Here is a 20,353-nt window from a genome sequence, read left to right on the forward strand (position 1 = left end):
TATTTCAAATGTAGGGATTATTTCACCTTAACACCCCTTTAAGAGTTTGGTATTTACATTTTAGTAACTTTAACACGCAATACATTAATCATCAAAAAAGTGCGTCACATAGTTCTTGTTTTATCAACTTTCCTATTCAGTATTTTAGGTATTTCTCAAGAAAGCATAAGTATCACGTATACTGGTAACATGGGCGTTCATATAATACATGAACAATCTTCTGTTCTTATAGATGGTTTACATACAAAATATGGTGATGATTACTTATTCCCTTCAAAAGATCTGGTTCATAAAATTAATTATGAATTAAAACCTGATGCCATTTTATTTACGCACCATCATGGAGATCATTTTAGTTCTCAATTATCCAAAAATTATCTAGAATTAAATAGAAAAGCAGTTCTTTTTGGCGCACATCAAATCACAAAAAACTTTACAGATCATAGAGAACGTATATTTACAATCACAACAAAAGATTACATTAAGCAAACAACAAAAATCAATGATTTTAGTGTTAGCGGTGTAAAGATAAATCATGCCGGTAAAAGACATGTATCTGTTGAAAATGTAGGATACATTGTTAACTTTAATGGTAAAAAGGTATTACACGTTGGAGATACCAATTGGTTAGAAGAAATCAACTTATTTAATCAGTTACGACTGGTTGATGAATCTATTGATATTGCTATTATTCCTTACTGGATGTTATTGCATAAAAATACAGTTGAGTTACTTAAAAAAAATATTAACCCAAAGCATGTTGTGGCTACTCATATTTCCCCAAAAATACCGCCTAATGAACTGGTCGAATTAAAAAGAAAATATCCAAAAATATATTTTCTTACTACCCTAGACGAACAAATACAAATACCATTATAATTAATACACATCTCATATAATGAAACAATTACTCTTTCTGTTATTTTTTAGTACTACTCTTCTTGTGTCCTCTCAAGAATTTTCAATGGATCTTGTTAAAGACATTACACCTAGAAACATTGGTCCAGGAGGAATGAGTGGTCGCGTTACTGCCATAGATGTAGTAACTACCAATCCGGATATAATTTATGCAGGTACTGCTTCTGGAGGCTTATGGAAATCAACTTCGGGGGGTATCAAATGGATGCCGATTTTTGATAATGAAGCTACAGCTTCTATCGGAGCCGTTGCTATACAACAATCTAACCCTTCGGTCATTTGGGTAGGTACCGGAGAAGGAAACCCTAGAAATAGTCTTAATGGAGGATATGGAGTATATAAATCTTTGGATGGTGGTAAAAACTGGAAACTTATGGGGTTAGAAAAAACTCGACATATCCATAGAGTAATAGTCGACCCAACTAACCCAAACACAGTATACGTTGCTGCGATTGGTTCTCCTTGGGGAGAACACCCAGAAAGAGGAATATATAAAACTACAGATGGCGGTAATACTTGGAATAAAATACTATTTGCTAATAATAAAACTGGAGCTGCAGATCTTATTATGGATCCTAAAAATCCAAACAAATTAATAGCAGCATTATGGGAGCATAAACGAGATCCATGGTTTTTTAAATCTGGTGGTAAGGGTTCTGGTCTATACATCACCCATGATGGAGGTAAAACTTGGAAACAAAAAACAGATAAAGATGGACTACCTAAAGGAGATTTAGGGAGAATAGGTCTGGCCATAGCTGCTAATAAACCTAATATCGTATACGCTTTAATTGAAGCTAAAAAAAATGCTCTGTATAAATCAGAAGATGGTGGTTTTAATTGGAAAAAAGTAAATGACAAAAATGATATTGGAAATAGACCTTTCTATTACTCTGATATTTCTGTAGATCCAGAAAACGAAAACCGCGTATATTCGATTTTTACTTATGTTAATGTTTCCGAAGATGGAGGAAAAAACTTTACTCAACTCATGCCTGCATATGGTGTTGACAATGGTGTGCATCCAGATCACCATGCATGGTGGATTCACCCTAATGATGGTAATTTTATGATTGATGGAAATGATGGTGGTTTAAACATTACACGAGATGGTGGTAAGACATGGCGATTTATTGGCAACCTACCCGTTGCTCAATTTTACCATATTAATATAGATAATGAATTCCCTTACAATGTATATGGCGGTATGCAAGATAACGGAAGTTGGAGAGGGCCAGCTTATGTATGGAAAGATCAAGGAATACGAAATTCATATTGGCAAGAAATCTCTTTTGGTGACGGTTTTGATGTTGTACCAGATAAAGATGATTCTAGATATGGCTGGTCTATGAGTCAACAAGGTTTTGTAGTACGTTATGATTGGAAAACGGGTAATAATTATATTGTTAGACCAATACATCCTGATTCTAAAGTAAAACTTCGTTTTAACTGGAACTCTGCCATTAACATTGATCCTTTTGATAATAACACTCTTTATTTTGGAAGTCAATTTGTACACAAAAGCACTGATAAAGGACTAACATGGGAAGTGATTTCGAAGGATTTAACCTCTAACGACCCTCTAAAACAAAAACAATCTGAAAGTGGTGGATTAACAATGGATGCTACGGGAGCAGAAAATCATTGTACAATTTTGGTAATTGAACCCTCCCCAATTGAGCAAAATATGCTTTGGGCAGGTACAGATGATGGCCGTGTACATGTTTCCCAAAATGGCGGAGCCAACTGGACCGATGTTTCTAAAAATATAAAAGGCCTTCCTGAAGGTAGTTGGATTGTACAAATCAAAGCCTCCAATAAACAAAAAGGTGAAGCTCTTTTGATCGCCAATGATTACAGAAGATATAATTATACTCCATATGCATATAGAACCAAAGATTATGGCAAAACTTGGAGTAGAATAGTTGACCAAAACGATGTAAAAAGTTATACTTTGAGTATCGTTGAAGATCCAATTGAAAAGAATTTATTGTTTTTGGGAACCGATGATGGATTATATATTTCTCTGAATGCAGGAAACAGTTGGATCAAATGGACCAAAGGGTTTCCTACCGTACCTGTAAAAGATCTTGTTATTCAACCAAGAGAGCACGATTTAGTAATTGGTACTTTTGGAAGAGCCGCATGGGTGCTAGATGACATTAAACCATTAAGAGCATTGGCCAAAAATAAAAACACACTTACGCAAAAGCTACATATTTTTGAACCACCTATAGGATATCAAGCAGCATATCAACAACCAACAGGTACACGTTTTGGAGGAGATGCATTGTACAGTGCCGAAAATCGTAAAAGCGGAGCACTTATTACATATTACCTTCAAGCAGAAGAAAAGAAAAAAAATGAGATTGAAAAACCCGAAGAAAACGAAAATACTACTGATATAGAAGATGAAAATGATGATACTAAAGTTAAATGGGATTCTATTCGCTTAAAAGTATATAATGGCGACCGTTTAATACGGACTATTAAACAAAAGACGCCGGATTCTACTGGGTTACATAAGATTCGCTGGGGTATGGATGAAAAAGGAGTTAAAAACCCTTCTAGGAAAATTGAAAAACAAAACAATGAACCTGGGGGAGTATCTGTAAAACCAGGAACATATACTTTGGTAATGGAGTACGGTGATCAGAAATCTAAGACAACAATCCAGATCAAATCTGATCCTAGATTACAAGTGTCTCAAAAAAATATTGATGAAGTGTATAGTGCTTCAAAAAATATTGAGAACATGAAACAAACTGTATACGATGCCGTTAAACAATTGGTAGAGAGCAAAGAAATCGCTTCAAAATATCAAAAAGAATTTAGAAAACTAGATAAAAAGAAATACAAAGATCAAATTAAACTATCTAAAGATATTTCTAAAAAAATTGATAGTGTAGTTGCATTTTATATTGGTAAAGAAGATAAGCGTCAAGGTATAACACGTAATCCCGAAGTAAATGTTTCTCAACGCATTAGAAGTTCGGAATTTTACGTTTCAAGTCGCCAAAACGGTATAACTAATACCGAAACTGTGCTTCTTAAACAAGCAAAAGATGCGTTACAAGAAGCACTAGACGAGACTAATAATTTTTTTGAAAATGACTGGAAAGCATATCGTACTCAAATAGAACAAATGGATGTTTCGCCATTTAAAAAAACAGAACGTTTTAGTCTAAAATAAATAAGAAATATAACACACATTATAAAACTATATTCTATTTCAATTATTAATTCAATATGTTACAGAAAAGATTTTTAAGCATCCTTATTTTTTTACTAGCCATTAATGTCAATTCTCAAGAAACAGGTGAGGATGAGTTTGGTGCGTGGTATATGTATTTTGGTACAAATAGAATCACAGAACAATTAAGTATTCATTCTGAAGCTCAATTTCGTTTTTATGAAACCACCTCATCATTTAATCAATTACTATTAAGAACAGGGTTAAACTATCATATCAATGATAATGCTATTGCTACTTTTGGATATGGATACATAAGTACTGATGGTACTTTCGAAGATTTCCCAAATGAAGAAAACACCAATGAACATCGAATATTTGAACAATTTATTTTAAAGAATAAAGTCGGCAAATTTAAATTCGAACATCGTTATCGATTAGAACAAAGATTTATCAGTTCACCTATTGATGATTTCACTGAACATCGTGCTCGTTACCGTTTACAACTTACTTATCCTATTGATGATAAATGGTTTTTGAATGCATATGATGAAGTATTTATCAATTTGCAAGAACCCATTTTTGGTCAAAATAGATTGTATGGTGCCATAGGATATAATGTGAAAAGTAATTTTAGTATCCAATTGGGATACCTTAAAAATCACTTTACCGGTATAAATTTTGACAGGTTGCAGTTAGGAGTAATTTATAATACCGACTTTAGAAAAAAAGAAACTAAATAATGTCAATTTCAATAGAGAACAATCCTGCCCTACTACTTATAGATATTCAAAAAGGTTTTGAGAATATAAAATACTGGGGAGGAGAACGAAATAACCCTGGTGCCGAACAAAATATGGAAACTATTCTCAAATTATGGAGAAAAAGAGAATTACCCGTTTTTCATATCAAACATTGTTCAACCGATCCTATTTCTCCATTATCCAAAAAAAATCCTGGAAATGATTTTCAGGATTTTAATACTCCATTAGCTAATGAACCTATCATCGAAAAAGATGTTAACAGTGCATTTATAGGTACAGATCTCCAACAGCAATTAAACGATCATAATATCAACACGCTAGTTATAGTCGGGTTGACCACTGATCATTGTGTATCTACCACAACTAGAATGGCTGGTAATTTTGGATTTAATACTTTTTTAATAGAAGATGCTGTGGCTACATTTAATAAGGTAGGTGCTAATGGCCAAGAATATAGCGCCCAATTAATTCATGATACTGCCATAGCTAGTTTAAAAGATGAATTTGCAACGGTTATCTCTACAAATAATATTATTGATTTGATCTCTTAATAGATCTCTAATCCTTAAAAAAACATATTAATTAAGTGATTAGGGTACTTTTTTAACGTACTCTATCGGCGTCATCGATGTGTATTTTTTAAAAGCTCTATAAAAACTAGTCTTGCTACTAAAACCGCATTCTTGTCCTATAGCTTGCACTGATAGTTTCTCTATAGCCCCAGAACCTAACATATCCTTTGCTTTGCGAATACGATGTTGATTTATCAAATCATAAAAGCTAGAATTCATTTTTTCATTAAGAACCTGAGAAATATGATGTGATGGTATATCGAGGCTATTTGCCATATCTGCAATTTTAAGATCGGGGTCTAAGTATTTTTTATCTTCTTCAAAAAATGCATGTATTAGATTTTGAATGTTTTGTGATTGCTTATCTGATAATGGAGAAGTCTTATACTTTTTACCTTCTAAAACCGGTAATACTTGTTTAATATCTACGATCCAATACCCAAGTAAGAGTATTGTGATTGACATTAATCCCGCCAAAACTATCTCTGTAGTAATCGCCGAAGCTCCTGCTAATAAAAACCCGGTTTGTAATACAATTTCTGCAAAAGACAAAACAATTAGTAGTATACTAAACCTTTTCAATAAGACACTGTTTTTTTTATCTCTTTTATGCACTAATACTAATGCCATACTACTGTAAACCAATAACAAAACCAAATGCAAACTTGCTTGTAACCAATCTGAAAAAGCAACTGGTCCGTTAGGTAATATTTCATAATAGTATGTAATAATCTCTAGCTTTTCTTGCGCACTATCAACATATCTTGGAAGAAAAAAAATTAACATTGCCAGAAACGGAAAAATATGTATTCCATCTATTTTTTTTAATCTAAAAGAAACCTCACCATAACTATGAACAAACAAATAAAAACAAGGTCCTACCAAAAACAATAGCGGGTATCCAATACCAAATAAATTAGGCCACTGTTTAATGAGTTGAGTTGTAAATAATAAATATGTAAAAAGATGTTGTATCAATCCAAAAAGAGCAATTGCCAAAAAAAAACGAGATCTATAGAGTGAAGTACTTTTTAAAACTATTAAAATAACAAAAAGACCTATTAAAATTATACCTCCTAACAAAAAGGTAATTACAAAAGAAAAAGACTCTATACTATTCATAGTATAAAAATAGTGCTACTTAATTAAATGGGAAACACAATCAAATAAGAATCTACCAAAAAAGAGTATCAATTAATTAAGAGCTCCCTATTCACAACAGTTCACGTAATTTTCTTGGGTACTTTTATGTCATAAAAACATACAATTATGACACGAAAAATTTTAAAAGGATTAGCATTATTTTTAGTATTAGACATCGTTCTTTTATTAATCTACGGGTTTGTACAGTATCCAAAAGCCAAAGGAGAACAACACTTTGTTGCCGAGCGCATCATTTATGCCCCCAAAGATCACGTTTGGGAAATTATCGCTGATGTAGGAAATTATCATGAAGTTACAGCCTCAAACATACATCATGTAGAAATTGTCGAAGGGCAAGGTTTAGGTATGAAACGTGTATGTAGTGCTCCAGATGGTAGTAGTTGGGAAGAAACCTGTACGGTATGGAAACCAGGTAAAGAGTTTCAATTTAAAGTAGATACTCAAAAAGAAGATTACCCTTTTCCTTTAAAATCATTATCTGGCTCCTGGATAGTCGAAACCGTAAGCCCTTTACAAACAAGATTGTTATTAGATTTTACTTATGAATTCAAAAGTCCTTTTTTAAGTGGATATTTCCTTTCATTGGGCATGAAACAAGCTAAAAGAGATACCGAATACTTATTAGATAATTGGCAAAGACTAGCCGAAAGTAAAAGTCAAATTTCAAAATCTACATTATGAAAACAATAATTATAAACATTTCTATTTTTCTATTTACTATTATTTCTTTCGCCCAGCCAAAAGTTCCTGATTGGTTCATTAAAAATATGGAACAATCGATCGGTACATGGGTTACCAGTAACGATATGTATAAGAATAAAAACGAGCCTTTTGATGCATATGAAATGCAATGGGAATGGGGCGTGGGAAAACAAAGTATAACCGGGAAATTATACGGGCTTATAGCCAACAAAAGGCAAGGTTTTTTTTGGGAGTTTAGACAATATTGGGATGTAAAAAAACATCAGGGTACTATAGTGCAATATGGCGGTGATGGCTCCATAGGAATAGGCCCTTTGGTTATGAAAAAAGATCAATTTTTTGAATTAATCCAAGAGTTTGTATCTCCAAAAGGAGAAAAAACAACTCACGGTCATCGATCTAGTTTTAAAAAAGGTAAATTGACTACTACCTCTTATGGTATCTCTACAAATGGTAAGTGGACAGAAAACCGAACATACGAATGGAGTAATATTAAAAATGATTAACATTAAATCTACATGTACAGGCTTATATACATATATAAGCCTGTACAATAATATTAATTATGTGATCGAAGCCATTTAAAGATATGTTCTGTTTCATAATTAATACTATGTCCTTCGTTTACTATTCGGTATTCAAAATTCTCTTTCTCATTTAATCTTTCTATTATTTGCTTAGCATGTGAAACTGGTACTACCTTATCATTTTTACCATGAATTAACAAAAGATGATTAGGGTAATTCTCAATAAAATGTATCGGCGAACTTTTAATCATTTTTGCTCTAATCTCTTTAAGTGGTGCTTTTTTACTTAAAAATTGATATTTGTATTGTTTCTCATATCTGTTATACATTTTTTTTGAAAAAAAATCTGTTGGAGCTGCCATCGATATAACAGCATTAATACTATTGTCTCGTATTCCCATTAATAAGGCTACCGTTCCTCCTCTACTCGCTCCACTTACTACTATTCGTTTTTGATCAATCGCATTATATTCGGTTTTTGCTACTTCTAATAGGCGCAAGGCATCATCTGTCGCACCATCAAATGCATCTCCAAAAAAACCATCAGAACAATATCGTCGGCCATTTGCAACTAATGCCTGCCCACGATATGAAGGAATGATAATAAAATAATTCTGTAGTCTTTTATATAAAGGCCCAAAATTTTGAATATCCACAACTGGATTAGATTGATCTAAACCATTTGCCCAAAGTAATGCGGGATAACTCTTAGAAGCGTCATAATTACTAGGTAATATTACTGCTCCATAATGTTTAGTCTCATCTTTAAAATGCCGTATCACCACCAATACCCGCTCATAATAATATGCACTCTTATTTACGATCATATAATAATCACTTTGAGAAGAAAAGTCATTCCAAGAATTTACAATATTCGATAATTCTTCATTAGTACTAGGAGCATAAATATCGCTTAAAGCCATTTCATTATTGACATCAATCGTTTTGTATGAGATTCTATTCTTACAATCGCAAATACTGCTTCTATAATATAAGATGCAGGCCAATAATAACAAACCACAAATCGAAAGGGCTATTTTAATTCTAGTGTTCAAAATTATTTATTATATCAATCCTTAAAATAAGGAATTCTATATATATAAAAGTACAATTTCATGAAAATGTAGTTTCAATTTTAAGACACACAAATAATTGAGTTTAACATATTTTTAATACTAGTAACGTTTATTTTAGAATAAAAAATTCGACATTACTAAAAAAAATTACATCTATGAGTCTATCCAAAGTAACCTTTACCAATGCCGAAGGTCAAACCCTATCTGGAAGATTAGAACTTCCGGCAGATCAACACCCTCATAATTATGTGTTATTTGCTCATTGTTTTACTTGTAACAAAAATTTGGGAGCTGTGAGAAATATTAGTAGAGGACTTACATCTAAAGGATTTGCGGTATTGCGATTTGATTTTACTGGCCTCGGAGAGAGCGAAGGTGATTTTGCGGATACTAATTTCTCTGGTAACGTAGAAGATCTCGTTGCAGCAGCCAATTTTTTAAAAGAAGAATATCAAGCCCCCACTTTGATTATAGGACATTCATTAGGTGGTGCTGCTTCTATTTTTGCCGCTTCAGAGATTGATTCCATTAAAGCCGTGGTCACAGTTGGAGCTCCATCTAACCCAAAGCATGTAAAGCACTTGCTAAAAAGTGGTTTAAGTGAAATCGAAGTTAGCGGTAAAGCAGTTGTAAATCTAAGTGGCAGAGATTTTACGATCAAAAAACAATTTATCGATGATTTGGAGACTAAATCATTACCTGATGTTGCCAAAAATCTTAATAAAGCAATTTTAGTAATGCATTCTCCTCAAGATACAACCGTAAGTATAGTTAATGCCGAGGAGATTTATCATGCAGCTAAACACCCCAAAAGCTTCGTTACCCTTGATGGAGCCGATCATTTGTTAATGAGAAAAGAGGATTCTATATACGTTGGAAATGTTATTGCAGGATGGTCATCAAAGTATATTGATATTCCGGAGGTACAAAAAATAAATAGTAAACATGACGTGGTTGCCAGTTTGGGTAATGCCAAAGGGTATACCACACAAATGAAAATTGGAAATCATTATATGCTTGCCGATGAGCCTGAAAGTGTTGGTGGAAACGATTTTGGTCCTTCTCCATACGAATTCGTATCCGCAGGATTATCTTCTTGTACAGCCATGACCATAAAAATGTATGTTGCGCGAAAAGGTTGGGACCTTCAAAATGTAGAGGTACACACTAGTTATGGCAAAACCCATGCAGAAGATTGTGAAAATTGTGAAGACCCCACGGCAAAGATTGATACCTTTCAAAGAGAAATTAAATTAGAGGGTAATTTGGATGAAAAACAAATCGCCAGAATATTACAAATAGCAGACAAATGCCCAGTACATAAAACATTACATAGCGAGACGCAAGTGATCACAAAGCTGATTTAGAAATCTGTGATTACTATTCTATTTTGGAATATCCGTCAATACAACATCGTATCGATATACAGTGTATATTGATGATCTTAAAGGTATTAAATTGGATATACCTCAATAAACATACATATTTGTAATAAAGAAACTAGTTTAATAGATATAAATAAAAAAAGTCCATATGAAATTAGGAGCGTTTTCAATAAGCCTTAGTGTCAAAGACATTTTGGCTTCAAAAGAGTTTTATGAGACACTTGGGTTTAAAGTTTTTGCGGGTGATATTGAAAAAAACTACCTCATCATGAAAAATGAAAATTCATTGATCGGGCTTTTTCAAGGAATGTTTGAGAATAATATTTTGACTTTTAACCCAGGATGGGATCAAAGTGCTAATCATCTCGAAAACTATGATGATGTTAGAGAGATTCAACAAAAACTCAAAGAAAAAAAGATCATGTTACAAACCGAAGCAGATCAAAGTAGTACAGGACCAGCAAGTTTAATGATTCTGGATCCAGATGGAAATACAATTTTGATTGATCAACATGTGTAATTTGTTATAGAAATAAAAGAAAAACATCTCTAGACAACCATTTAAGAAAAACCAACGTCTATTATAATATATGATGCTATATATAATAAACTGAAAATCTTAAGGTATGACAGAGATTAAAAAAAAACCTAAAACGAGTGTTGTTTTATGTGCTATTGGTAGCGCTCTTTTACTAATTATGGCTTTATTTCACGGAAGTGGTTTTGTATATGTTAGTGAAGCTATTAAAAATTCAAATGCCGAAGAATTTCTAAAAGAAATAGTCCCCGTTTTATTTGCACACCCTTCTATCCACCTCATTAGTCTTACAACTTTTGGCATTTTAACCATTTTCTTGAACTATGATTATAAAAAAGTATCCATTACACTTTCTTCAATCATCATCATTGATGCTGTGCTGGCGTTTTATCTAGGAGGAATCATTCCTGGGATTCTATTAACTATTGCCGCCACATGCTTTATCCTTGTAAGTTTAGATTTAATTAAGAAAAAAGAAAATGTATCTAAAAAGGATTTTCCGTTCCCTAATTAAAAAGACCGTCAATTATAAATAAAATCAACGGTCTTCTTGAAAAAGTATCTTTTTGAGATCTGTATAAACTCTATTTATTGCTTTATCAACCTCATTGTTTTAATAATAGTATCATTATCATCACTAACAGATAGTAAATATATTCCAGAAGCATTTACTTTTGGAGTAATTGTAAAAACTTGATTTTTGGATGCTTTAGAAATATTTTGCTTATGTATTATTTTTCCGGCCATATTGTATATGGTAATAGCATAAGTTCTTCCTTCTACGAATAAACTAGTGGATAGACTAATTTTATCTGTAAATGGATTTGGATGTACTCTAGTGTGCAATTCAGATATTTGGTGTACGGGCGGAGTTGAATATTTCACCTTGGTTTGATTATTTCTTGTAGCATTACAAGAATCAATAAACTGCCATCCTCCAGAAGTTCTTTCAAAAAGGTTTCCTTGATAGGTCACTTTGGCTCCAACGGCATAACTTACTCCACTCTGCCATGGAGCTATCCCATCACAAATACTAACAGGTTGTGGTGTACTATCAGTGGTATAATTAATAATTATTCTTGCCGCTTTACCTGATCCTCCTTCATATGAATCAGCAACTCTCTTTGCAGAAGTATCCGTTAGGCTCCTTCCTTTTCCTCTAATAATAAAACTTATGTTATTTCCTGATATCCAATTACTTTTATTAACCAAACTTTGCACCATATTTTTAAGATCGGGAGAACGTTGAGCATTTCCACTTTGATTACTTGACCAGGAGTCTGGGTTCCAAACCACTTTATTAGATAAAGTAGTTCGATTGGATACTTTATTAGAATTAGAAAAAGCAGGCGAATTACTACTATCATGTAACGCTATTTCTAATTCTGCTTCGGCATTATTGCTTTCATCCGCAGTGAATTGAAGATACGCGCTAGTGATTGTGGCATTTTTAGGCACACCTACGGATCTAAAATACAAACCTATTACTTGGTTTCCCGAATTGCTATAGCTATCATACACCAATTCTAAGTCGCTACTGTTGGTATATAAATCCCCATTTTCACTTTCTTCAACATCGTCGTTACCCCCAGAAATTGCAATATCTACCGTATTATTATCCGGATCCGGGTCTACCACAGTTCCTTTATTTATAGTAACAACGCTTCCATTAGACGGGTTCCAAATATCCAAATTACTAGGTATTGCAAAAACATTGTCATTAGAAACAGTTCCTACTTGAGAAGCATTATCAACTTTAACAGTTCGAGCTTCAATTTTATCTTCATCTACAAAAATCCATTTAAATTGATTAAACCTTGCCGAATTACGAGTCCAGTTTTTATTATCATTATTTGATCGTAATGGGGCACCCCAGCAACCTTCACCGGCATATACGGTTCCGTTTTGATTATCTCTTACAAAACCCTCATCACTACCAGACCCTGTAGATGGGCGCACTGGCCAAGTTGTTTTTACAGTATGTGCATCACACTCTACTACCAACTTTACTCCCTTATCGTAAAAAAGTTGAGCCCAATTGTTATATTGATTATTTCCTTCGGATTTTGAAGAAACATGAGGTCGCATTGGTTTATGGTATTGAGCCATTTTCCAGACGGTATTTGGATTTGCGTCTAGATCATTTCTTAACCATGTTGTTTGATTTCCTGAAATCGAAATCTCTGTATTTAATGTATATGTTCTAACTAGATTATTTCCAAAAGTTAAAGCATAGTAAACACTTGTTGATGGCACATCAAAAAGATGATAGATACTATTGTTACTATCCTCATGATTACCTCTCGTAGCTACTATAGGAAACATTCTATTATCGCTGGCTATTGTTAGTTGCCAATCGTTAAACCAATCTCTCCATTCTCCGTTACTATCACCATTAGTCATATCCCCACCAAACAAAACGGCATGTGGCTTTAGTTTTGCCACTAAACGGTTTGCATTTTGTCTTGGTGTTCGATTATTTCTAGAATCTCCCCCTGCAATAAAAGATAATCTACTATTATCTGCAGGGGCTGTTTTAAACCAAAAACGCTCACTAGTTCCTTGACTATCGCTTATTACAAAATAATAAGCAGTATTAGGCGATAAGTTCGTAAGGCGGGCAAAATTATTATTCATTCCTTTATAAGAAACGGTACGATCTGGAGTTTTTGAATTTGGATAATTAGTATAGTTCGTTCCAAAATCTGTAGTCCCGTAATACACAGTTGGATTATTTCCTGATGTTTGGTCCCAACCAATGACTATCGATGTTGCTGGGTTACCACGTAACGTCAAACGATATTTACCGTTTGATGAATACAAATTGATTGCAAGCAAAGAAATTACTAGTACAAGAATTCTTTTCATTTTGTGTAAATTAAGAGGTTAATGTTTATATTAAGTTGGTGTCTTATTACTTTAAATTTATTCATTCTTAACAAATTGTCCTATTACTTTAACAAGTTGAAAAGGTTTTAATTGTTTGACTCTACTTTTTATTGCTGTAAAACTAATTCTCCTACTGTACAAAAATCTACTAAAAAAAGAATCTTAATTTAGAATTAAATTAGGTAACAAAAGATTTTCTTAAACATAACAATGATTTCAATTGTCCTTAACCTGAATAGAATTTACTTTGTATTATGAAAAATTCAAAAGCGCTATTACTTATTAAAATTTCTGTGATATTAATTTTTATTGGCAGAGCTTGGCAACATTTATTTTGGGACGCTCCTTATCGTTCTTTTTTTTGGGACGAATCTTTGTTAAAACCCATAGTAGAAGGAGTTTTTAACACCTCTTGGAAAGAATATGTCACAAGTAGTAGTACAGATACTTTTATTCAGAATATTATACGATGTAATGGCTTACTGTATGCCACAGCTGCCCTTGCGGTACTATCGATTAAAGAAAAAATCAAAATTTGGCAACGAATACCAATACTTATTGGAGGGATAAGTCTTATTATTCTTTCAATATTAATGACTAAAGAGAAGTTTTATCATACAGCTCAATTTTTTGAACATAGTATTCAATTTGGATTACCATTTATCTTACTATTTTGTTACCAAAAATCAATACGTAAGGAACGTATAATCCTGTTGTTAAAAATAGTAATTGCAATCACATTTTTCTCACACGGTTTATATGCATTTGGGTTCTATCCAGTACCTGGTAAGTTTGTAGATATGGTGATTCAAATTTTTGGTTGTTCAGAGTCTATAGCGATCACCTTTTTATATATCGCGGGCATTATAGACTTTGTATTAGCTGTACTTATTTTTATTCCGAAACTTGAAAAATATGCGCTATGGTATGCTGTATTTTGGGGATTATTAACTGCTCTTGCTCGAATAGTGGCTAACTTCTATATAGCCTTTCCACTAGAATCTATTCATCAAAATTTTCATCAAATGTTATACCGATTACCCCATGGCTTAGCTCCTTTGGCAGTGCTATTTATTACTAATTTTCGAACAAAAAATTATAAATCAAAAAAAGGCCGTCTTACGACGGCCCTTTAGTATCAATTCTCTCAACAAATCAATTAGTTAATAATAAATTGTTCTACAGTTTTATTCTGCGAATTTTGAATTTTAAGCATATACATGCCTGATCTCAAGAAATCCACATTTATAGAACCATTACTATTAAGCTTCCCTTTTCCAACTACTTGCCCCATTAAGTTAATAATAGAATAAGAAGTATCGGAAATATCTTTATTTGGAATAAACACTTGTAACAAGTCTCCTCTTTTTAATGGGTTTGGTGCTATTCTAATTGTAGCGAAACCATCTTCATCCTCAGTACCTAACAATGCTGTTGTTGGTCCAAAATCTGCAGCTACAGCAGCAGAAGAACCACAAGAACCCTCATAGATTTTTACATTAGAGAATGTAGAATTATTTCCAGAACCTGCATCATTATCATTGATAAATACAAGTCTATCCATACTACCTGTATAGAAATTACCTACCGGAATAACATATGTTGTTGTACCACTAGAATAGTTATCAAAATTTGTAACTCCATAATTTTGAGTACCATGAACCTTAAAGTATCTCGTAGAAGTCAAACTGTTATCATTTTCAAAACCAACAGCATGAATCTCTCCTTGAGATGTACTACTAAAATCAAACTCTATAACAGTACTTGCTGTTACATTGTAATTTAGTGCAATGTACTTCCAAGTGTTATTGGTCAATGCTAATGAAGCTCCTCCAGTTCCCACAGAGAAATCTCCTGCAGAATCTTGATTAGAGAATCCTACAATTTGGAAATCGTTAAAGTTTAACGAATCACATGTTGGATCTGGTCCTCCTGAACCATCTTGAATACTTACTGCATCAATGGTTACATCACCTTGCCAGCTACTACCTGTAACTGTATTAAATCTTAACTGAACACTAGCCTCTCCAGCATAAGCCGAAAGGTCGATATCCGCAGCATTCCAGTCACTTCCTTGTGCTCCCGTTCTGCTAAATACGCTAGTCCAAGTTCCTGTATTATCTGTTCTTGCTTCAACGGCTAAGTTTCCAATTGCGCTACCTACCATATGATATTGGAAAGTAAGACTAGGCGAAGTTAATCCACTAAAATTTAAACAAGGAGAATTTAAAATTGCTCTTTTGTTAGGATATCCCGTTCCGTTTCCTGAAGCCTCTACATAAAGGTAAGTATTACCATCTATTGCGCTACTTGGTCCTGTTCCGTTAGAAGGTGTACCTCCAGAATCTCTTGTCCAGTCTAAATCATCTCCTGTAGTTGCATTTGACCACTCTCCAAGGTTAACTTCGAAACTTTCTGCGAATGGGAAAGAAGCTACATCTCCAGAGCAGTTTCCTGGCCCTGGTCCTGGATCATCACAAGGGTTTACAAAAGAAACCGTTTGATCTGTTTGACCATTTGATCCCCCGTTATTATTTTCGTTGGCACCTTGTCCTACTCCTCTTTCAGCAAATGCTTTCCAAATTATACAGTTATACTGCCCTCCATAAAGATCTTGATCAGCTTGTAAAATACCGTCACGACCAGAAACAAATCCTGGGTTGTTTGCTGTATTTTTCAACCCTTCTACAACAAGAGCCATAGCAATATTGTTCCCACCTGTTCCATTATAAAAATCTGCATCAAAACCTTCTTGGTCTATTAATGCCCATGTCATATCCCAAAGGATAGTTGCAAAAGCATAACCAACTCCATGAGGTCTTGCCAATCCACCTATATCCGCATAATCTGTATCATTAATAGATCTGTTGGTAGAATAACGTGTTGGTCTAATACCAGCTCCATCAGTTGCTTGACCAAGAACATAAGCTCCTACACCTCTTCCATCAGTTCCAACATCACCAGCTCTCATAGATAGCATTAATCCAAAATAGTCAGACCATCCTTCACCCATTTGCTCAGATCCACCAAGTACATTTGATGATGGTCCTCCTACCAAACGAGTAGAGATACCATGACCATACTCATGTACAATAATTACATTATCAAAAGATCCATCTCTTCCCGGATTAGTACGGTTCCATAAGAACATTTGCATTCTTGGATTACTACCATCACCTGGTGTTGCAAAATTTGCATTATTAGTACCACTACCATCTTGCGCATCTGCATTTACAGAATCACTTCCTGCACCTCCATTACCATAATTGTTTTCCTGGAAGTTTCCACTAGCTTCATCAAAACCATATTGGTAGAATACATCGTGTATAATATTGTTCCAATAGAATAAATTAGTAATAGAAGCATTTAAATAATTGCTTGGTGCTTGATTTAAGTTAACTGGAAAATCGAAATCCAAACCAGAACCTCCATCAGGAGAAAAACCGGTTCCGTTATTACCATTACTATCATCTTGTGCTCTTACATTATTACCTCTTGTTGTTGTAAACTCAGCTCCGGCAGCACCATTAGTATCATGCCATCCAAAAGGAGATGCTGTTGCATTAGCAGGATTCGTAACAATAGAACGTCCTCCATGAATTGGACTCTCTACAGGCATTGCATATACGTTATACGAATCTGGTGCCAAAGCTGCAGATTCTGCTTTCGTTAACGGACCTACTTTTTTAGTGTCGAAAAGTACAGATTCACTGTGTCCATGATTCTTGTGATCAGGTGCATCAAAATTACAGCTAATTACATGATCTTCTTCATGAATCACACTGTTAGTTTCGGCATCAACATCACTAACCCACCAGTGTTGTCCGTCTTGCTGATAGATACTAACGTTCCAAGAAAGTCTTAATTGGCCTTTGTGCAACCTATAAACTTGCTGAACCTTAATTGGTTGATCATCAATAGTGACTCCTGAATTTTTATAAACCAAGACATCACCTAGTTTAGATTTTCCTACTGTTCTAGAAAGGTTTTTGGCAGCGGCTAATTTGTGCTTGCTCAATACCGTTCTAATTGCCATTTCTGGTGTAATAGACGATTTAACCGAAGAAATTTTAGTATTTAATTCGGTAATAAACTGATCTATGGTATAGGTTACCTGATTATTTTCTACAGATAACTTATAACTACCATCCATAATCGGAATGTTGTTATACATCTGCCTTAGATAAACATGTGTAAGACCGTCTTTCAACGAAGGAACTTCGTCGGTAATCTTCCATCCAGAATAATCGTTAATGGTGTTTGCGGATTTTGAAGAAACTGACACCGCATCGCTTAAATGATTTTGGACCACACCATTGAAGTCCTGTGCAAAAGTTGTTTGCCCTATTAGAAAAAATAGAATGACAAACGAGTAGACTTTTTTCATAAAAATAAGTTTTGAGTTTGTGTATAGCAAAATTAAGGATTTTTAAAGGTTTTATTACTATTACTATCAAACACATACTAAATTATCATAAATTAACATTTATATTGATTTTATTGCAACACATATGTTAAATCAGCTATTTTAAAGTCTACTGAGCCCCTAGGTATTATAAATACTGAGTTAAACAAAAATTGATATCTTGTCTAGCCATAAACCCGTAAAACACAAAAAATAAAAATACCTTTTTAAGATTACGGTAAAAGTGTCGATATTTATTTTGTTTTTTTAATTTAATTCGCGAATTCGGGCTATAAAAGAGTTGTTTTGATTAACAAAACCTATCAAACCCTAAACAAGATATTCTTATTATAAAAAAAGCATATTTGTCGTTTAATCTCATAAATACAACCTAATGAAGACTTTAACTTTCGAAACTTCACTTAATTCTAATCATAGTATTATTGTTCCGGAACATATTGCTCAACATTATTTACAACTGAGATATAAACGAGTAATTACCGAAATTACGTTCAAAAACAAGTCTGTAAGATTTCATGCTGCCTTACAAAAGTATCATAATAAGCACCATATTACATTTAATAAAGCCAACCAAAAAAGTATCGGTGTTTTTCCTTCAGATTACTTTAAAGTTGAATTATTTGAAGACACCTCAAAATATGGTGTAGAAATGCCTGAAGAATTCGAGGCAGTTCTACAAAGTGATCCTCAAGGTTTTGATATTTTTGAATCTCTAACTGATGGAAAAAAACGAAGTCTAATTTATTACATTCTAAAAATTAAAAACTCACAAACCAGAATTGATCGTTCTCTACTAATTACAGAAAATTTAAAGTTGGGAATTAGGGATCATAAAGAATTAATACAAAAGAGATAACGTTCTGTATACGGTGCGCCACTCGCAAGCTAGTAAGATTTCATGCTTAAATTCTTTGCCATAAACTAAAACTACATTATCTTACGTTTACAAACGAACATACAAATCATAAAACCATGAAAACGTTACAATTGGTAGTTCTTACCCTTCTATCTATCAGTATTTTTAGCTGTAAAGGAGAAAAAAAAGAAGCTACAGATCAGGAAAATAATACAGAAACTGTAGAAACTACTTCAAAAAAAGAAGAAGATATTACAAAGACAATAACATTTAACCTAGAATCTAAAAGTGAAAGTAACGTGTCTGGTAAAGTTACTTTTATAGAATCCGAAGGACTTGTAAACATGATCGCAGAATTAACAGGACTTACCGAAGGTGAACATGCAATACATATACATGAAAAGGCAGATTGTTCATCTGCTGATGGAAAATCAACTGGCGGACATTGGAACCCTACTATGGAACCTCATGGAAAATGGGGAGCAAAAGAAGGGTATCATAAAGGAGATATTGGAAATTTTAAAGCCGATACAGATGGAAATGGTAGTATTAATTTTGCCACCACTGATTGGTGTATAGGTTGTGATGATGACAAAAAAAATATTCTTGGTAAAGCAATTATAGTACATCAAGGTGTTGATGACTTTACCTCTCAACCTTCTGGTGCTGCCGGTAGTCGTGTAAGTTGCGGAGGTATTATTCAATAATTAGAACATAATCAAAATAACAAGAGGTTGTTAAAGCAACCTCTTGTTATTTTAAATATTAAAACAATACACTTACCCACTATTCTTGCAGATCAATATTTTAAATGCAACCAACAGAATTAATCATAGCGTTACAAAACAAAAATCAAGCTGCTTTAAAAAGTATCTATGATATGTATTCTGCAAATGTATATGGGATTGTATTTAACATTCTTAAAGATGAAACTTTATCAGAAGAAGTTGTGCAAGATGTATTCATAAAAATATGGAATAATTCTAATTCGTATTCTGAAAAAAAAGGAAGGTTTTTTACATGGATTCTTAATATCGCCCGTAATGCAGCGATCGATAAAACACGATCCAAAAATTTTAAGAACACTTCACAAAACCTTACTATCGATTATTTCGTAGATATATTAGAAGACAAAACTAATTTCTCTAGTAAAATAGATAGTATTGGAATCAAAAAATATATTACCACATTAGAACCATTGTGTAAAAAGATAATCGATCTATTGTTTTTTAAAGGTTTTACACAAAAGGAAACAGCAGAAGAGTTAGATATTCCTTTAGGAACAGTAAAAACAAGGAATAGAATTTGTATTGATAAACTAAAACAAGTATTAGAAATATAAG

At 33.4% G+C, this 20,353-nt stretch carries 17 protein-coding genes; 13 read left to right on the forward strand and 4 right to left on the reverse strand.

Features of this window, described 5'->3' with window-relative positions; all coding sequences use genetic code 11:
- Positions 1–99 precede the first annotated feature (99 nt).
- From DK508_RS08325 to DK508_RS08340, 4 genes are read left to right on the forward strand one after another with little or no spacing between them, the layout of a single operon-like run.
- Positions 100–879 (forward strand): MBL fold metallo-hydrolase, encoded by a 780-nt coding sequence (locus tag DK508_RS08325; RefSeq protein ID WP_160114608.1) that lies wholly within the window; start codon positions 100–102, stop codon positions 877–879.
- Between the two features lie 19 nt (positions 880–898).
- Positions 899–4,111, forward strand: a complete 3,213-nt coding sequence (locus tag DK508_RS08330) for a hypothetical protein (RefSeq protein WP_109300283.1) — start codon at positions 899–901, stop codon at positions 4,109–4,111.
- A 56-nt stretch (positions 4,112–4,167) separates the two neighbouring features.
- Positions 4,168–4,854 (forward strand): DUF2490 domain-containing protein, encoded by a 687-nt coding sequence (locus DK508_RS08335; protein ID WP_109300284.1) that lies wholly within the window; start codon positions 4,168–4,170, stop codon positions 4,852–4,854.
- The gene (locus DK508_RS08340; protein WP_109300285.1) at positions 4,854–5,426 is read left to right on the forward strand and encodes a cysteine hydrolase family protein; all 573 of its coding nucleotides are present in this window, start codon (positions 4,854–4,856) and stop codon (positions 5,424–5,426) included. Before DK508_RS08335 ends, DK508_RS08340 begins: the two co-directional genes overlap by 1 nt.
- Before the next feature lie 39 nt (positions 5,427–5,465).
- Here DK508_RS08340 and DK508_RS08345 read toward each other — a convergent pair whose 3' ends face one another.
- A complete protein-coding gene (locus DK508_RS08345) occupies positions 5,466–6,569 on the reverse strand; it encodes a helix-turn-helix domain-containing protein (protein WP_109300286.1) in 1,104 nt (367 codons plus the stop codon).
- A 147-nt stretch (positions 6,570–6,716) separates the two neighbouring features.
- Between DK508_RS08345 and DK508_RS08350 the strand changes: the two genes are divergently transcribed.
- Positions 6,717–7,292 carry a type II toxin-antitoxin system RatA family toxin gene (locus DK508_RS08350; RefSeq protein WP_109300287.1) on the forward strand — a complete coding sequence of 192 codons (576 nt, stop codon included), beginning with the start codon at positions 6,717–6,719 and terminating at the stop codon, positions 7,290–7,292.
- Positions 7,289–7,819: a hypothetical protein gene (locus tag DK508_RS08355; protein WP_109300288.1), complete on the forward strand. Its 531-nt coding sequence runs from the start codon at positions 7,289–7,291 to the stop codon at positions 7,817–7,819. Before DK508_RS08350 ends, DK508_RS08355 begins: the two co-directional genes overlap by 4 nt.
- Positions 7,820–7,872: 53 nt before the next feature.
- Here the strand turns inward: DK508_RS08355 and DK508_RS08360 are convergent, their stop codons facing one another.
- Entirely contained in the window at positions 7,873–8,895 is a 1,023-nt protein-coding gene (locus DK508_RS08360; RefSeq protein WP_160114609.1) for a S9 family peptidase, read from the reverse strand.
- A 176-nt stretch (positions 8,896–9,071) separates the two neighbouring features.
- Here DK508_RS08360 and DK508_RS08365 point away from each other — a divergent pair, with 176 nt between their 5' ends.
- The 3 genes from DK508_RS08365 to DK508_RS08375 all read left to right on the forward strand — a co-directional run bounded on the left by DK508_RS08365 (position 9,072) and on the right by DK508_RS08375 (position 11,353).
- Entirely contained in the window at positions 9,072–10,283 is a 1,212-nt protein-coding gene (locus DK508_RS08365; RefSeq protein ID WP_109300290.1) for a bifunctional alpha/beta hydrolase/OsmC family protein, read from the forward strand.
- 166 nt (positions 10,284–10,449) lie between these two features.
- Positions 10,450–10,821 carry a VOC family protein gene (locus DK508_RS08370; protein WP_109300291.1) on the forward strand — a complete coding sequence of 124 codons (372 nt, stop codon included), beginning with the start codon at positions 10,450–10,452 and terminating at the stop codon, positions 10,819–10,821.
- Between the two features lie 106 nt (positions 10,822–10,927).
- Positions 10,928–11,353 (forward strand): hypothetical protein, encoded by a 426-nt coding sequence (locus tag DK508_RS08375; RefSeq protein WP_109300292.1) that lies wholly within the window; start codon positions 10,928–10,930, stop codon positions 11,351–11,353.
- 74 nt (positions 11,354–11,427) lie between these two features.
- Here the strand turns inward: DK508_RS08375 and DK508_RS08380 are convergent, their stop codons facing one another.
- Positions 11,428–13,707, reverse strand: a complete 2,280-nt coding sequence (locus DK508_RS08380) for a fibronectin type III domain-containing protein (RefSeq protein ID WP_109300293.1) — start codon at positions 13,705–13,707, stop codon at positions 11,428–11,430.
- A gap of 275 nt (positions 13,708–13,982) precedes the next feature.
- Between DK508_RS08380 and DK508_RS08385 the strand changes: the two genes are divergently transcribed.
- Positions 13,983–14,864 carry a hypothetical protein gene (locus tag DK508_RS08385; protein WP_109300294.1) on the forward strand — a complete coding sequence of 294 codons (882 nt, stop codon included), beginning with the start codon at positions 13,983–13,985 and terminating at the stop codon, positions 14,862–14,864.
- Between the two features lie 23 nt (positions 14,865–14,887).
- Here the strand turns inward: DK508_RS08385 and DK508_RS08390 are convergent, their stop codons facing one another.
- Entirely contained in the window at positions 14,888–18,115 is a 3,228-nt protein-coding gene (locus DK508_RS08390; protein ID WP_109300295.1) for a M36 family metallopeptidase, read from the reverse strand.
- Positions 18,116–18,527: 412 nt separating this feature from the next.
- Here DK508_RS08390 and DK508_RS08395 point away from each other — a divergent pair, with 412 nt between their 5' ends.
- The 3 genes from DK508_RS08395 (at position 18,528) to DK508_RS08405 (ending at position 20,352) form a co-directional block, all read left to right on the forward strand.
- Positions 18,528–19,010 carry a YdeI/OmpD-associated family protein gene (locus DK508_RS08395; RefSeq protein ID WP_109300296.1) on the forward strand — a complete coding sequence of 161 codons (483 nt, stop codon included), beginning with the start codon at positions 18,528–18,530 and terminating at the stop codon, positions 19,008–19,010.
- A gap of 116 nt (positions 19,011–19,126) precedes the next feature.
- Positions 19,127–19,717, forward strand: coding sequence for a superoxide dismutase family protein (locus DK508_RS08400; protein WP_109300297.1), 591 nt, complete (start codon positions 19,127–19,129; stop codon positions 19,715–19,717).
- Positions 19,718–19,821: 104 nt separating this feature from the next.
- A complete protein-coding gene (locus tag DK508_RS08405) occupies positions 19,822–20,352 on the forward strand; it encodes an RNA polymerase sigma factor (RefSeq protein ID WP_109300298.1) in 531 nt (176 codons plus the stop codon).
- Position 20,353 lies beyond the last annotated feature (1 nt).

Origin of the sequence: Aquimarina sp. AU474, assembly GCF_900312815.1 — a bacterium.
Classification (GTDB): Bacteria; Bacteroidota; Bacteroidia; order Flavobacteriales; family Flavobacteriaceae; genus Aquimarina.

Excerpts from the sequence above, each read along its gene's own strand:
- DK508_RS08345 (WP_109300286.1), bottom strand. The coding sequence starts at position 6,569 with ATGAATAGTATAGAGTCTTTTTCTTTTGTAATTACCTTTTTGTTAGGA.
- DK508_RS08380 (WP_109300293.1), bottom strand. The coding sequence starts at position 13,707 with ATGAAAAGAATTCTTGTACTAGTAATTTCTTTGCTTGCAATCAATTTG.
- DK508_RS08365 (WP_109300290.1), top strand. The coding sequence starts at position 9,072 with ATGAGTCTATCCAAAGTAACCTTTACCAATGCCGAAGGTCAAACCCTA.
- DK508_RS08405 (WP_109300298.1), top strand. The coding sequence starts at position 19,822 with ATGCAACCAACAGAATTAATCATAGCGTTACAAAACAAAAATCAAGCT.
- DK508_RS08370 (WP_109300291.1), top strand. The coding sequence starts at position 10,450 with ATGAAATTAGGAGCGTTTTCAATAAGCCTTAGTGTCAAAGACATTTTG.
- DK508_RS08340 (WP_109300285.1), top strand. The coding sequence starts at position 4,854 with ATGTCAATTTCAATAGAGAACAATCCTGCCCTACTACTTATAGATATT.
- DK508_RS08335 (WP_109300284.1), top strand. The coding sequence starts at position 4,168 with ATGTTACAGAAAAGATTTTTAAGCATCCTTATTTTTTTACTAGCCATT.
- DK508_RS08400 (WP_109300297.1), top strand. The coding sequence starts at position 19,127 with ATGAAAACGTTACAATTGGTAGTTCTTACCCTTCTATCTATCAGTATT.
- DK508_RS08395 (WP_109300296.1), top strand. The coding sequence starts at position 18,528 with ATGAAGACTTTAACTTTCGAAACTTCACTTAATTCTAATCATAGTATT.
- DK508_RS08355 (WP_109300288.1), top strand. The coding sequence starts at position 7,289 with ATGAAAACAATAATTATAAACATTTCTATTTTTCTATTTACTATTATT.
- DK508_RS08385 (WP_109300294.1), top strand. The coding sequence starts at position 13,983 with ATGAAAAATTCAAAAGCGCTATTACTTATTAAAATTTCTGTGATATTA.
- DK508_RS08350 (WP_109300287.1), top strand. The coding sequence starts at position 6,717 with ATGACACGAAAAATTTTAAAAGGATTAGCATTATTTTTAGTATTAGAC.
- DK508_RS08330 (WP_109300283.1), top strand. The coding sequence starts at position 899 with ATGAAACAATTACTCTTTCTGTTATTTTTTAGTACTACTCTTCTTGTG.
- DK508_RS08390 (WP_109300295.1), bottom strand. The coding sequence starts at position 18,115 with ATGAAAAAAGTCTACTCGTTTGTCATTCTATTTTTTCTAATAGGGCAA.
- DK508_RS08375 (WP_109300292.1), top strand. The coding sequence starts at position 10,928 with ATGACAGAGATTAAAAAAAAACCTAAAACGAGTGTTGTTTTATGTGCT.